This is a genomic window from Streptomyces cyaneochromogenes, assembly GCF_003963535.1.
Lineage (GTDB): Bacteria > Actinomycetota > Actinomycetes > Streptomycetales > Streptomycetaceae > Streptomyces > Streptomyces shaanxiensis.
In genome coordinates, this window is the sequence record NZ_CP034539.1 from 10520530 (window position 1) to 10533564 (window position 13035).

Annotated in this window: 20 protein-coding genes and 1 pseudogene; 5 read left to right on the forward strand and 16 right to left on the reverse strand. The window is 67.4% G+C overall.

Annotation, left to right across the window (positions count from 1 at the left end):
- Positions 1-17: 17 nt before the first annotated feature.
- Entirely contained in the window at positions 18-380 is a 363-nt protein-coding gene (locus tag EJ357_RS47290; protein ID WP_126398955.1) for an alpha/beta hydrolase, read from the reverse strand.
- 107 nt (positions 381-487) lie between these two features.
- Positions 488-871 carry an alpha/beta hydrolase family protein gene (locus tag EJ357_RS47295; RefSeq protein WP_126398957.1) on the reverse strand — a complete coding sequence of 128 codons (384 nt, stop codon included), beginning with the start codon at positions 869-871 and terminating at the stop codon, positions 488-490.
- A gap of 353 nt (positions 872-1224) precedes the next feature.
- Between EJ357_RS47295 and EJ357_RS47300 the strand changes: the two genes are divergently transcribed.
- Positions 1225-1797, forward strand: a complete 573-nt coding sequence (locus EJ357_RS47300) for a DUF4328 domain-containing protein (protein WP_228472857.1) — start codon at positions 1225-1227, stop codon at positions 1795-1797.
- Positions 1798-2143: 346 nt separating this feature from the next.
- Here the strand turns inward: EJ357_RS47300 and EJ357_RS47305 are convergent, their stop codons facing one another.
- The 3 genes from EJ357_RS47305 to EJ357_RS47315 form a co-directional block, all read right to left on the reverse strand.
- The gene (locus EJ357_RS47305) at positions 2144-2350 is read right to left on the reverse strand and encodes an ATP-binding protein (RefSeq protein ID WP_228472858.1); all 207 of its coding nucleotides are present in this window, start codon (positions 2348-2350) and stop codon (positions 2144-2146) included.
- 71 nt (positions 2351-2421) lie between these two features.
- Complete coding sequence (locus tag EJ357_RS47310) at positions 2422-3081, reverse strand: AAA family ATPase (protein ID WP_126398961.1); 660 nt, start codon at positions 3079-3081, stop codon at positions 2422-2424.
- A gap of 102 nt (positions 3082-3183) precedes the next feature.
- Positions 3184-3495 (reverse strand): ATP-binding protein, encoded by a 312-nt coding sequence (locus EJ357_RS47315; protein ID WP_267132836.1) that lies wholly within the window; start codon positions 3493-3495, stop codon positions 3184-3186.
- 166 nt (positions 3496-3661) lie between these two features.
- Here EJ357_RS47315 and EJ357_RS50100 point away from each other — a divergent pair.
- A pseudogene (locus tag EJ357_RS50100) lies at positions 3662-3784 on the forward strand (IS481 family transposase); the annotation flags it as partial.
- A gap of 541 nt (positions 3785-4325) precedes the next feature.
- Here the strand turns inward: EJ357_RS50100 and EJ357_RS47320 are convergent.
- Together EJ357_RS47320 and EJ357_RS50410 are read right to left on the reverse strand one after the other, a co-directional pair.
- Entirely contained in the window at positions 4326-4964 is a 639-nt protein-coding gene (locus EJ357_RS47320) for a hypothetical protein (RefSeq protein WP_126398965.1), read from the reverse strand.
- A gap of 366 nt (positions 4965-5330) precedes the next feature.
- On the reverse strand, positions 5331-5456 hold the full coding sequence (locus tag EJ357_RS50410; protein ID WP_267132837.1) for a hypothetical protein: 126 nt from the start codon (positions 5454-5456) through the stop codon (positions 5331-5333).
- 20 nt (positions 5457-5476) lie between these two features.
- Between EJ357_RS50410 and EJ357_RS50105 the strand changes: the two genes are divergently transcribed.
- A complete protein-coding gene (locus tag EJ357_RS50105) occupies positions 5477-5803 on the forward strand; it encodes a hypothetical protein (RefSeq protein ID WP_228472860.1) in 327 nt (108 codons plus the stop codon).
- Between the two features lie 60 nt (positions 5804-5863).
- The gene (locus EJ357_RS50110) at positions 5864-6448 is read left to right on the forward strand and encodes an SMI1/KNR4 family protein (protein WP_228473253.1); all 585 of its coding nucleotides are present in this window, start codon (positions 5864-5866) and stop codon (positions 6446-6448) included.
- Positions 6449-6525: 77 nt separating this feature from the next.
- On the opposite strand, the gene EJ357_RS47330 is transcribed toward EJ357_RS50110, so the two are convergent.
- The 9 genes from EJ357_RS47330 to EJ357_RS50420 form a co-directional block, all read right to left on the reverse strand.
- Positions 6526-6858, reverse strand: coding sequence for a hypothetical protein (locus EJ357_RS47330; protein WP_126398967.1), 333 nt, complete (start codon positions 6856-6858; stop codon positions 6526-6528).
- 210 nt (positions 6859-7068) lie between these two features.
- Entirely contained in the window at positions 7069-7239 is a 171-nt protein-coding gene (locus tag EJ357_RS48805; RefSeq protein ID WP_175647793.1) for a hypothetical protein, read from the reverse strand.
- A gap of 337 nt (positions 7240-7576) precedes the next feature.
- On the reverse strand, positions 7577-7987 hold the full coding sequence (locus EJ357_RS47335) for a MerR family transcriptional regulator (RefSeq protein WP_126398970.1): 411 nt from the start codon (positions 7985-7987) through the stop codon (positions 7577-7579).
- Positions 7974-9455: a DHA2 family efflux MFS transporter permease subunit gene (locus EJ357_RS47340; protein WP_126398972.1), complete on the reverse strand. Its 1482-nt coding sequence runs from the start codon at positions 9453-9455 to the stop codon at positions 7974-7976. The genes EJ357_RS47335 and EJ357_RS47340 overlap by 14 nt, the downstream gene beginning before the upstream one ends.
- The gene (locus tag EJ357_RS47345; protein WP_126398974.1) at positions 9452-10036 is read right to left on the reverse strand and encodes an NADPH-dependent FMN reductase; all 585 of its coding nucleotides are present in this window, start codon (positions 10034-10036) and stop codon (positions 9452-9454) included. The genes EJ357_RS47340 and EJ357_RS47345 overlap by 4 nt, the downstream gene beginning before the upstream one ends.
- A gap of 130 nt (positions 10037-10166) precedes the next feature.
- A complete protein-coding gene (locus tag EJ357_RS47350; RefSeq protein WP_323378098.1) occupies positions 10167-11096 on the reverse strand; it encodes an IS5 family transposase in 930 nt (309 codons plus the stop codon).
- Positions 11097-11130: 34 nt separating this feature from the next.
- The gene (locus tag EJ357_RS47355) at positions 11131-11361 is read right to left on the reverse strand and encodes a hypothetical protein (RefSeq protein WP_126398978.1); all 231 of its coding nucleotides are present in this window, start codon (positions 11359-11361) and stop codon (positions 11131-11133) included.
- A 188-nt stretch (positions 11362-11549) separates the two neighbouring features.
- Positions 11550-11792, reverse strand: a complete 243-nt coding sequence (locus tag EJ357_RS50415) for a DUF6192 family protein (protein ID WP_175647794.1) — start codon at positions 11790-11792, stop codon at positions 11550-11552.
- A 31-nt stretch (positions 11793-11823) separates the two neighbouring features.
- Entirely contained in the window at positions 11824-12240 is a 417-nt protein-coding gene (locus tag EJ357_RS50420) for a DUF6192 family protein (protein WP_267132874.1), read from the reverse strand.
- A 13-nt stretch (positions 12241-12253) separates the two neighbouring features.
- On the opposite strand from EJ357_RS50420, the gene EJ357_RS50945 reads away from it, so the two are divergent.
- Positions 12254-13021, forward strand: a complete 768-nt coding sequence (locus EJ357_RS50945; protein WP_456114831.1) for an IS701 family transposase — start codon at positions 12254-12256, stop codon at positions 13019-13021.
- Positions 13022-13035 lie beyond the last annotated feature (14 nt).

Consider the following 13035-nt stretch of genomic DNA (forward strand, 5'->3'; position numbering starts at 1 on the left):
ACGGCATTCAGCGCACGTCAGCGTCCCGGCCGTCGTAGATGCCTGTCGAAGAAGGCTGCTGCGGCTGCGGCAACACGGTCTCGTGTCGGGATGTCCTGCGGATCGTCGTTGACGAAGGTGTAGTGGCCGGTGTCCGCACCGGCCGAGAAGCCGGTTGCCGCCGGGATGGCGGCCGTGTAGCGATGGGCGTTTGTCGTCGGCGGGGCCGTAGTGTCCGCATCCGCCCAGCACACGGCGACGGGTTGTGTGATTGCCGAGAGGCTTGCCTCTGCGAGCAGCGGGCCGAGCGAGGGTGCCAGGAGGAAGGCCGCGTTGATGCGGGGATCAGTGTGGTTTTCGGCCGCCTCAGTCACCCATGTCTGGGCCTGTTCGGGCGGCATCCGTTCGCGCAACTCCGCGTCCAGGCCCGGGTACTCCGGCGTCGGTGGGCTCTCGATCTCGCCGGTGAGGAGCGCGGCGTACGCGTCGGGTGCGACCCGGGCTCCGACTACCGCGGCGGCCGTGTAGCCGCCGATCGAGAATCCTGCCGCACCCGTCCCAGCTTCTCGGTCGCGGAGATGTGATCCAGGGCGAAGGACAGGTCCCGCGGCCTGTCCCACCAGGCGGCGAACGCCTCGGCGTGGTAGCCGTCGACGTAGTTATGCCCGTGGTGGTCGATGCCTGCGGCCAGCATGCCGGCCTCGGCAAGCGCCCCCGCGAGCCGGGACAGGTCGATGGCGGCTCCGCCGGTGCCATGCGAGAACAGCACCAGCGGAGTCTTGTCGGTCACCTTCGCCGGTCGCCACATGTGGACACGGACGGGCCGAGCACCGCTACCGCTCCAGGACCGCCGGGCAGGATCCGTCAGTTCGAGGACTTCCGTAGCCTTCATGAGCGCCGATCTTATGCAGCTCACGTCGTGATCGGACGTCGGTCCTGATTCACCGACGCGGCGGGACCGCTGCTGACGCGTCGCTCATGGTGCAGGTTGAAAACGGCTCATGGACGGGATGTATGTGATCGGCGTATCGTGCCTCGGCCGCGCACTGTTCCGCGGACCGTTTCTCTTCTCGTCCGTGGGGGCCTACAGCCATGTCTGCATCCAATGATCTGCGTCCGCGCCCGCTGCTGCCTGCTGGGGCCCCCGTGTCGTCGCTCGGCCTCCTGGTCGCCGCCGTCGGAGGGCTCGCTCTGGTTGCCCTCTGTGACGTGTTCAGCCTTTTCGCCGGCTTTAGGCTCCGAGCGGTGATCGACGCGGACGGCGGCTTTGTCGCGGCTCCGCAGCAGGAACTGGACGCCGCTGCCTCGCTGTACGAGACGGCCGGAAGGTACCAGGTCACCGTATACCTGCCCGCCGCGATCATATTCGTCATCTGGTTTTTCCGTATGCGCCGCAACACCGGGCTGATGGCACCGGACCAGTTCCGCAACGGACCCGGTTGGGCCATTGGTGCCTGGCTCATTCCGCTGGTGAACCTCTGGATGCCATACCGCATCGCCCTCGACATGTGGGGTGCCGCCACTCCGCTACCGGCCGAGGGTGAGCGGTACCGGGCGCGGACGTGGCCAGTGAACCTGTGGTGGGGTCTGTTCGTCTTCAGCGTCCTGTTCAATCGGTACGCCGGGACGAAGTACAAGAACGCCGAAACTCTGACGGAGATCAAGAACGCGGTGGTGCAGTACATGGCGGCCGACGTGCTGCACATTGTCGCCGCGGCTGCCGCCGTCCACTTCACCGTCAGGCTGACTGCCATGCAGCGGCTCAAAGCGACTGAGGGGCCGTTCCGGCCTGCGGTCGCCAAGGAGACGTCGGCCTAGCGACTCTCCCCTCGCTGGCGTGGCCGTGCCAGAGCGCTCGAGCGCTCTGGCACATCGCTCCGCCCAGCTTCCGCGTGCAGTGATCCGCCCCGCGGATCGGTACGGCCCGCCGGACGGGTTACCGCAGGCCGGTGTTCGTGGTTCGCGGCCCCGCGGTCGGTGAGGTGGAGGAGGTCTTCGTGGAGCGAGGCGTAGGCGCTCGTCAGACGGCACAGGACCCGGCTTCGTCATCGCATCCTCCTGCCAACCCAGTTGCGCGTCGCCAAGTGGTGCGAGCATACGAGGGCGGTCACCGAGTCAGAAGGCACCTGCGTGTTCGCGGGAGCGGCCCTGCGCTGGGGTGGGATCACTGCTCCTGCTCCAGCCGTGCCGCGACTTCGGCGACCCGGCTCTGCACCGAACTGGTCAGCAGACGGCTCAACTCCTGGTACTCGGCCACTTCTTCATCCGAGACGCTACCGGCATACACCCTGCGCTCCAACGCAATCGGCCGCCACCGGCGGTCCTCGGCACGGCTGGAGTAGGGCGTGTCCAGACTGAACAGCTTCGACATAACCGTCGTTCGCACTGCTGTAGACCGCCCTGCGGTAGAGGTCTTCATCCACCACGCCGGGCGGCTCGTCCTCACCCGGACCCGGCAGACGGATCAGCGCAGACTCGTCGGCGGCCCGACAGTCGGTAGGGGCTGTGGCTGGTGACGATGAACTGGACGTTGGGGAAGTGATCGCGTAGCACGTCTCCAATCTGCTGCTGCCACGTCACATGCAGGTGCGCGTCGACCTCGTCGATCAGCACGACATCCGGCTGCAGGATGACGACGCGACCGCTGTCATCCTCGTGTGCCTTCAACTGGCCGTACGCCGCATGCCTCTGCCGCGTGACGTCCAGGACCAGGGCGGCCACGGTCCGGTAGCCGTCGCCCAGCTCACGCAGCGGGAAGCTGTGGCCGTCGCCGGCGGACACCCAGAGCCCATCGGCCGACACGCCGTTGACCCGCAGCCCATCCGGCAGGAGGCCATCACTGAGCAGGTTCAGCACGATGTCGAGCAAACGTGCGGCGGAGCCCGGTTGCGGGCCGTCCTCCGGCATCTCCTGCCGTGACCGGTGGCGCAGGCCAATCAGCCACCCCACGCAGTCGCCCACAACGGCGTCCTCGTGGAAGAGCGTGGACAGGTGGTGGCCGGCCGCGAGCTCATCCTGGGCGTATCCGCCGGCCAGATGCCCCGACAACCGTCGAAAGGCCCGTACCCGGCACAGAACCACACCGAGGCCGCAGGCGACCATGGCCCGCGTGCGATGGCATGCACTTCGGCGTGGATGCCCCCGCGGCCAACAAGCTGGCCGGCCGCCGGCCCCACCCCGGTCTCGCCGGCGGGGCTTTCCACGTCAGGGCCCCAGCCGGAGATCTGCCGGCACGGCCACGGCCGTCTCCAGCTGCAAGAACTCATCGGCCTGCGGGTCGACACGGACATCAACCACAACCCGGCCGTTGGGCGCGCTCCGGGTGACCATGCCCGTCGAAGCCGCATGCAGGGCTACTGCGGTTTCCGGCCCACACAGCGCGAGAGCGATCGCCCGCAACAGCGTCGACTTGCCCGAGCCGTTGCGGCCGGCTAGAACCGTCCAGCCGCCGCGCCCCGGCAGCCGCACGTCTACAGCACGCCTGCCGCTGAAGCCCTTGATGTCGGTGAGTCGCACCCGTGTGACGTACACCCTGCCCTGTCTCCGTCCCTGTCCCTTGGCCCACCGAACGCGCGCAGGTATCCGACCGCTCACCCTTTTACAAGACGGGGTGCCTCCCCGGTCTGTGCCCCGTCCGCTCGTGGGCGCGGCGCGCTGGTTCGGCGAGCTCATCAACCGCGCGGCCGAACGCCAGGCGCCGTTTCCTGACTGGCCGGACTGGTACAACCACCATCGACCCCACCCCGGAATTACCGGCCAAACCCCAGCCAGCCGCGTCACCAACGTGTCCCAGCAGCACACCTAGTCAAGGGTGATCAGCCGAGTACGGCGGGGGAGTGGGCGTTGCGCAGCAGCAGTTTCGGCTTGCCGGAGCCATCGGTGGGAACCGTGTCTCCAACGAGGTCAACTGGCCATCGAAGCCCCGTGGTTGACGAGTGGTCAGCACACTCGTTCGGGCAGCGACGAAACGCCACCTGCCGCACGTCCAACATTCATTGAGGAGCCGCCACTCTCGGCAGCGTCGGTGTTCCCGACCGGTTCGGCAATGCTGCTGCAGTTCACGTCGTTGAGCCGTCCGTCCAGCAGGCTTTCGAGCCGACGAAGCCGAAGGGAAGACGGTCCTGTGGGCCACGCAGACGGATGAGAACGAGGTGCTGACCCTACGGTCCTGACGGCAGCGAGGTCTGGATGGTGCTCAACCAGTTCGCCGGATTTCGAGCTGTTGGAAGAGCCGTACGACGAAGGCGGAGCTCCCGGTCTTGGAGGCTCCGCCTTCGCGTTGTTGTGTGTATGGCCCGGTGCCAGCTGTTGCGTGCGAGAAGTGCCGGGCTCGCGTCATCGCACACTCAGGCCCTGAAGATCAGCAGGGTGATGAGGTAGAGGACACCGGTTCCAGCACTGGCCCCCACGACCTGGGACATGCGGGCGTAGTACATGCGGATGATCTCGTCGGGTGTCAACCGGGTCTGGCGTTTGATGCGGGTGTTGCTCGCCGATGCGCGCAGGTCGATCTGCGGGTCGGGGCCGTCGACCAGGATGACGTAGGTCAGTGTCTGGCCTTGGTGAAGGGGAGTTGCGGGGGCCAGGCTGACGGCGTTGGCCTGGGGGGTGGCGGCCAGTACGCGCTGGGAGGTGGGTCTTGACGTCTGGTTGAGGACGGCGACCACGTCGGCTGTAGACGTGATCTCTATGGGCTGGCCGTTGAACTGTGCGGTTTCCAGGTCCTTGTTGCCGGCGTTGGACAGGTCGATCTCCACCACGTGCGGGTTGCTCAGCGTTGTGCTGCCATGCGTGATGGTCAAGGCGCCGTGTGCGGCGGTGTGTGTGAGCGGGCTGACCCGTGCCGACCACTCGATGCGCCGTCGCGGCCAGACAGCTCGGTAGCCGAGCCATCCGATGAAGAGGGCGGTCGGGAGGGCGAGCATGGCACCCACTGCGCCCAGGGCAGTCCAGAAGGTCTCGCTCGGCGCCGCGATGTTCGTCATGGCAGATCGTTATATCTGCTAATGCGCCGGGAACCAGCGGCAACCGCCTCAGTGAGACCTGCCGTTGACGTCATTGGTACCGGAACGAGGGGGCTGAGCCCTGACGTTGATGCCTAACCGTGCTTCGGCTCAGGAGCTGGAGAAGACCACCTGCACCCGGGCCAGCCATCACTTCGCCCTGCGCCACCGCACCAGTACCGTCGAATCCTCCAGCATCCGCGTCGACCAGCGCCCCGCTGCCGCGTCCCAGCTGGCATGCCGACACGGCGCAGTGCACCACGGCAGCCGCGCTGGCCGGACGCTGGCTTGCGGCAACACCGACGGCGATCGCATCCACCCTCCTACTCCTACGGCGTCATGCCCCAACTAAATGGTTGCGCCGTAGTGCACTGCGACGCCGCTTCGCCCGCCCTGCAGCTCGATGGCCAGCAGCGTCACCGCGTAGCTTTCGGTGACCACTTGGGCGACGTCGTCCCGAGCCGCGCGCAGCATCTCCGCGGGCGTCCTACTGTGTGAGCGGCAGCGTTCTCCATCCGACCAGCAAGGAGCAGCAGGCCGTGATCGTCGAGATCCCCCAGCACGTGCGTGACACCGCCACCCAGCTCGGGGCCGGCGTCCCCTACGCCCTGAAGGTCCTGGCCGGCCAGCTGGCCGACGACCCGGACATGGGCCGGCCCTCGGGGACGCCCGGCATTCTCACCGTGATGGTCGACGGCGATCTGTTCGAGGACTGCCCCGACCTGGCTATCGGCTACATCCCTGGGCCTGACCGGATCGAGATCCGGTACGTGAACCTGGCCGCCTCCTCTGCCGAACTCGCCGCGGACGCCCAGGACTAGGAGGAGCCCCCTGGTTACGACGAGGTCACAGGACGGGAGATCTCCGACGCCTGGCAGCGCATCACCCGCTGGCTTCAGGGCAATGCCCCCGACTCCCACGCTGCGCTTCGCGCAGGCGCGAGCCTTGCCGCCATCACTGCACTGGAAGGCGACCTCGGCATCCGGATACCCGCAGACCTGCGCGCCCTGTCGCGTTTGACCGCAGGCGACAAGGGGGTCGACGGCGGGGGATGTCTGCCCGGCAACCAGGCGCTGATGAGCCTGCACGAGGTAGCCGACTTCTACCGGGAGCAGTTGGACTCCCAGGCCCACCAGGACACCCTCAACGCCCGCCGTCCGGAGTACGACCGGATCACCGTGTGGAAGCCAGCCTGGATTCCTGTGGTCCCCTACGGCCCGGCTGACCGCACCTCGGGCCTGTACGTGGACGCCGCGACCGGCTACCTGGGCCGTTGGTCCCGCTACAACGAAGGGTCCGGGGACGAGCGCGACACGCTGGTCACCTATCTGGAAGACGTCGCCGACATGCTCGAGGCCCCGGCGCTGGCCACGCGGGACAAGCCCGGCCTGGTCGGTGGGGCGCTGGTGTGGGGCAGCAGGCTCGACTCCGTGCAGGAAGAGCGGTGGCAGCCCCTGACCGGCTGACCACACCGGAGAAAAAAGGGGGCCGGCCCGGCGGGTCGGCCCTCCTTCATACTTCACCTGCTGAGGCGCCGGCTATGTCAGCTGATCTTGCGCCAGGTGCAGGTCGTCGCGGCCGACGTGCAATGCTCGAACCCCGGAAGGTTCACGAAGAACCCGTCACCGTCCAGCATCCGCCACGACGGAGCCGGGAACCCGCTGAACGCCCGCTGATTCTGCACGCTCGGGATCGCCGCACGCCCGCACCGCTCCGTCCCGCTCGGTCCGTTCGTCGCCGTGCGGGTGTCGGCGAGGATGCCGAAGTTCGCCGAACCGTCGCCCATCTTGTCGGCGAACAGCTGGGTGCACTTGCTGCCCGACGTCACCAGGTTCACGCTGTTGGGGAAGCCGCCGGACTCGTGCGTCGAGGCCATCGCGAACTCGTCACAGTCAACCGACCCCACCGACGCGTCGGACCGGTGCACAGTCCAGGTGCTGTCACACACACGGGTACGGCTGTTGTCCGACGTCCACGTACCGCCAGCGCTGTTCTTCACCGGCGTGTCCGGTCCCAGGTAATGCATCAGCGAGTCCCACCGCCTGGAACCGGCGTGATCGGGCATCACCTGCTGCATGTACCAGTATTACGCGCCGGCGGCCGGGCACAAGTTCGTGTCCACCGTCCAGTCCAGCTTGAAGAACGGCAGCACACAGCCCGGCGCCGAGCCCTTGACGATGTCGTCGCAGCGCGGTGCAAGCTCCCGCACCTCATCAATTCCGGAGGTCCCGAAGCTCGCCGTGTCGCTGGCGTCCACGGTCGCGGTCAGAAGCTGTGCCAGAACCCATGATCTGTGACGTTCTGTAATTCTGGCCTGGATGACTATTGAACTTGCATGTGTGATGTCGGCTTGGTCGCGATCATCCGTCCGTGGTCGGGCTGGCGTCCACGAGGCTGCCGTGGGTGCATACGGTGCGGCCGGTAGCTGAGGACGAAGGCGTCGGCGGTCTCGTCGACCGGTTGGGCACGGGGCCGGGCGACGCCGATCTGGCTGGGACTGTTACCCATCACGGGGGAAGGCCCTCCGGCCTCGTACCGTGCGTGCGGCCCAGTGAGGCTGGCTGACGGCACGTTGGGTCATGAAGGCAGGAATATCAAGGCTGTGGCTGGGGTGCTGCCGCGTTCGAGTATAGGAATTCGAGCGTGGCCAGTTCGTTCACAGTCGTCTGAAGCTGGCCGATGCGGGCTCGGCCGATCCGGACGAGTTCTTCCCCCGCGGCGACCCACCGGTCAAGATCGGGTGAAAGAGGCGGGATATCGGCGAGGATGTCGGCGCTCTGTTTGAGGGTGATTCCCACGCGTTGGGCAGCGAGTGCGAGTTTGATCCGGCAGATTGCGTCGACGGTGAAGCGGCGGGCGTTGCCGCTGTTCCGGGCACCGGTGATCACGCCGTAGCGCTCGTAGAAGCGGACGGCGTTGGCAGTCACCCCCGCGGCCCTGGCGACCTGTCCGACCGTCAGTGAGGCATGGTTCGGTTCGCGGCCGGAGTACTCAGTGGTGGTCATGCCTTTGCCCCGCCTTCGCTGATGAGTTCTGCTGGTCTAGTATCACGAGGGTGCGGCGGGGGGAGCGCAAGCATACGGCCAGGGCAAGCGACATCACCATGAGAGCCGCCGCTTGGGTCAACCGCTGGGAGTCCACGATGGTGGCCGCGTCCGCGGCTCTGTCCGCCGCTCCGGCGCTGGCCAGAGCCGAGAGCGACCCGCCGCCGGTCATCGTAGAGGTCAGCACCGTGAACAGCGCGCTGACCGCTGCGGTGCCCATGCCGTTCGCGATCGTGCTCACCAGGGACAGGAGCGCTGAGGCTGAGGCCAGGTCAGGGCCGTTGAGATCGCGGCTGGAACTGGACATCGTCGGCATCATGATCGCGCCGGTGCCCGCTCCTTGGAGGAATGCGAGCAGCCCGAGCACCAGGTAGGGAGTGTCCGGCCGGAGAATGAGCGCCTGCACAAGACCGGCGCCGATCGCGAGACCGAGCCCGGTGCCGACGACCTGCCGGGGACCAAGCCGTTCCAGGTATCGGGCAGCGAACTGCAGACTGATCCCCATACCGACCGCACCGGGAACCATCAACGCGGCCGTGACCGATGCGCTGTCCGAGCGCAGGATCTGCACATAGGCAGGCGTCAGCACGACCGTGCCGAAGTAGGGTGCCGCGTACAGAGCGAGGACCGCGGCGCCCCGGCCGAACGTCGGATTCCGCAGAAGACCGATGCGCAGGAGCGGTTTCGGACGTGTCAGCGCCCGAGCTGAGAACACGGCCACCAGCACCGCGCCGAAGGCGGCCGTGGCGATCCGAACCCAGGCCGGGCCGCCTTGGGCGTTGATGCCGTAGGCCACCGCGACGATGCCCGGAACCAGCAGCATCGCTCCCAGCAGGTCAAGCCGGCTCCGTTGTCCGTGCGCGGTATCGCCCGGTAGCCAGGCCAGCGTGCCGACCGTGGCCAAGAGCGCCAGCGGCACGGTGATGAAGAACGACGGCCGCCACGACCCAGTGTCCAGGAGCAACGCGCCGAGTATTGGGCCCAGGATCGGCCCGATCAGCAGCGGCAGGCCGGTGATCGCCATCATCCGGCTTCGGCGCTCAGGCGCCACTGCGCCGAAGCCGATCGCCATCCCGAGGGGCGTCATCAGACCACCGCCAAGGCCCTGAGCCGCTCGCGCGGCGATCAGCCAGCCCAGGCTGCCGGACGCCCCGGCAGCGGCGGAGGCGACCGCGAAACCGGCCAGCGCCCCCAGGTACATGCGACGGGCGCCCCAGCGTGCAGCAAGACCGGCAGCCAGCGGCATCGTCGCGACCACCGCGAGCGTGTACGAGGTGATGATCCATTGTGCGGAGGTCAACGACGCGTCGAACGTCACCATCAGCTGAGGCAGCGCCACGGCGACGATCGTGGCATCCAGTACCGCCATTAACCCGCCGAACGCCACCACGATCGCGGCGCGCGCTTCCGCCCTGGTCAGCTTGCTCATGCCCGAGCGGCCAGATCCGAGACCCGGAGGGAGCGCAACGCCCGCGCCCACGTGCGCAACTCGTTCATCGTCGCGTGCAGCGCCCGCACGGTACCCGGCGGAGGAACAAAACTGCCATCGGCGTCGAGATGCTCCCACGCCATCGGCAGCAGAACTGACTCCCGGACAGTGGTGGCACGCAACTCCGGAAACACCGTCCGCAACTGCTCGATGGCCCTGACGCCGCCGGAACCGCCGTATCCGACGAACGCGACCGGCTTGTACGCCCACTCGGTGAAATGCCAGTCGATCACATTCTTCACCGACGCTGGAAAACTGTGGTTGTACTCCGGCGTGAGAAATACGAACCCGTCGGCGTCCGCGAGCCGGCCCGCGATCGGGGATGCGGCTGCACCACCCGGCTGCATCTCATGCATCGGCAGCGAGACCGAGGCAAGGTCAATCATGTCGAGGTCGATCCAGTCGATCGCGGTGAGCTCACGCTTCAACCACGCGGCGAGAGGGTCAGCCAGTCTTGTCCTACGCACACTCCCGATCACCACGGCGATCCGGAGCCTGCCATTGAGGTCGTCTTCCGTCATGGCATCGACGCTAAATATTCGCCTATAGGTGAACTCAACCTGAGGCGAAGGCCCGTGGGTCGCGGCTGCCACCTCAGGGACCGAGATAAATCTCAGCGGCACTTCCTGCACACAGTTGATTGCAACCCGGCTAGGACAGGACAGCCGGAGCGAGGCGAATAGCGCGCGGTTGGAGTGTCCGAAGGCGGATGGGTTTGGGCTCGTCGTCCATCGCGGCCGGTTCGACGGGATGCGGTGCGGCACGCCGCGGCCGGGGCGGCCGGGTGAGACGGCGCACCATGACGGTGATGAAGGTCCACATGATGTGGGCCTCGCTGTGGGAGATGAGCCGCTCGTAGTCTCGGACGTTTCTGCGTGCCCTCATGATCCACGAAGTCGCCCGCTCGACCCTCCACCGCTTGGCCAGCACGGCGAATCCATCCTGGTCCTTGCATGGGGGCACCGTCTTGAGGGTGATGCCGAGGAAGGTGTGGGACCAGTCGACGAGGGTTCCGCCGTAGGCGGAGTCCGCCCAGGCGACAGCGAGTTCGGGATGGGTCAGACGCAGACGGAAAAGCTGGTCACGGGCCGGGATGCTGTCGTGCGGCGAGGCAGGAGTGACCATGACAGCCAGAGCCATGCCGCGCATGTCGACTGCCAGGTGCCGCTTCCGCCCGTTGATCAACTTCCCACCGTCAAAGCCGCGGGTGTCCTGGCCCACCGTCTCCGCGCCCTTGACGGACTGGGAGTCCAGGATCACCGCCACGGTGCGGGGATTGAGACCGTCGTGGACACGGACCTGTTCGTGCAGCTCAGCGTGGATGCGGGCCAGGTCCCCGCTCGCCCGCCAGCGCTGAAAATACCCATAGACCGTGCGCCAGGGGATGCCGAAGTCGACGGGAACGGCCCTCCACTTGATCCCGTTGTCATTGACATAACGGATGGCGTCCACCACGTTGCGGCGCGGATGGGCCTCGGGGCGCCCGCCCGCGGGCAGACGGCAGGCCGGGACGGGCAGCAGCGGTTCGAGGACGGCCCATTCGGCGTCGGTCATGTCGGTGGGGTAGCGCCGCTCACGCACGGCCGCCGGCCGTGTCTCGTTCGTGCAGTTCATCTCAGCGCTCCATGCGGGTGAGGACTTCGAGGGTGGCCTTGACCCCTCCGAGCTGTTCCAGGACCAGCCGGGCCCACTCGTCCTTCGGGGTCTTCTTGGTGTGCGGGGCGACGATCCCGGTGATGAAGTTCGTGATCCGGTGCAGCTCAGCCTCGAAGACCGCGCGTTCGTAAGCGATCCACACCTCGGGCTCCTCGGACAGCTGAAAGCCCGTCTTCCGGTTGAAGGTCACTGGCGGAAGTCCTTCCTTGACCGCGATACTCCGCAGGAACTTAAGGCCCGTCCAGACCTGCGCGGGAGTGCGTTTGCTGGCTTTGACCAGCTGTTTCAGGTGGAGCCCGGCAGGACGTGCCTCTTCCAAGGCCTTGCGTACGGCTTCTCCATGGACATGAGCGGGGTGCCCCGCCCGCCGCTTCATGACTACTGGCCCCGCAGCAGCTCGGCCAGTGCCTCATCCAGGTCCACCCTCCCGGTGGACACCGCGGTTTCGATCCAGTCCGCCGTCGCCCTGATCTTCTCTACTTGCCTTGTCACCAGGGCGAGTTGGGACTCGGAGAACTCCCGGCCCCGCAGCCGCGGAACCAGCCGGCTCGCCCCGGCCACGAAGCCCTGGCAGACGCCGATCAAGTCGGTGAACTCCATGGCCCGGTGGAACCCGCGCACGATCGCGACGGGATCAACGACGCCGTCCTCGTCAGCGTCGTTCTCCTCCCCCCCACTCCTCCTCACCGCCTTCCTCGGCGAGGTCGGCCTGGTCGAACTGAGCCTGGTTGACCAGCTCACGGGCCTGCCGGTCCCGCATGGCGCGGAAAGCCACCTCCGGCCGGTGCAGCAGGTCACATGCCGCCTGCGCGGCCATCTGCTCGTCCAGCGCGAGGTCGCGGATGGCCTCGACTTTCTCCTCCACCGTCGCGGGCGTGGCGGTCGACCAGCCTGCCGCCCGCTTCGCCGCGTCCCCGCTCCACTCGCGGCGGCCCGTCCGCTCGTTCGCCGGCGGGTGCTGGATCAACTCGTACGCGTCCGGTGCCGAGGCCAGGATCCGGTGGACCTCGAAGGAGACGCCCTCCTGGCGCTGGTCCTTCGTTCGGCCATCGCGCGGCCACCCACCGATACGTCCGCACCGTGTGGAAGGACAGCCCTATCTGTTCGGCGAACCCGTCCACGACCTGTTCAACGGCCTGCCGCGGCAGAAGTGGAAGCGCCGTTCGTGCGGCACCGGGGCTCACGGCCTGCGGATCTACGACTGGGCTCGCGTCGAGGTGCGGCCCTGGCCTCGGCCCGATCGCCGCCGCTGGGTCATCGCCCGCCGCAGCGTCAGCCGGCCCGGGGAGATCTCCTACTACATCGCCTACTGCCCCACCGAGACCACCCTCGACGACCTGATCCGCATCGCGGGCAGCAGATGGGCCATCGAGGAATGCTTCCAGAACGCGAAGCAGGAATGCGGCCTGGACGATTACCAGGTCCGCCGCTATCCCGGCTGGCACCGCCACATGACCCTGGCCATGGCCGCCCACGCCTGCTTGACCATCCTGCGAGCCCGCCAGCTGGACACCGACAAAGCAGAAACGGATCCTCCCAGCTTCGAGGTGGCCAGGCGGCTGTCCCGCCAGGTCCGCGACGGCGACACCGTCGCCCGGCTCGGCGGCGACGAGTTCGTGATCCTCGCCGACGGGCTCGGCCGGGCCGATGCCCAGGACCTCGCCGTCCGACTGCGCAACGAGATCATCCGGCCGATCCGTGCCGAGGGGAAGGCCATGCGCGTGGGGGCCAAAATCGGTATCAGCTGGGCCCACTGCGGCACGACCGCGGACGAAGTACTCAGCAGCGCGACCGACCGCGGGTACCTGGAAGATCAATCTCGCTCTCATCACCACCGGCAGGTGAGCTAGCGAGCCGCTCAAGG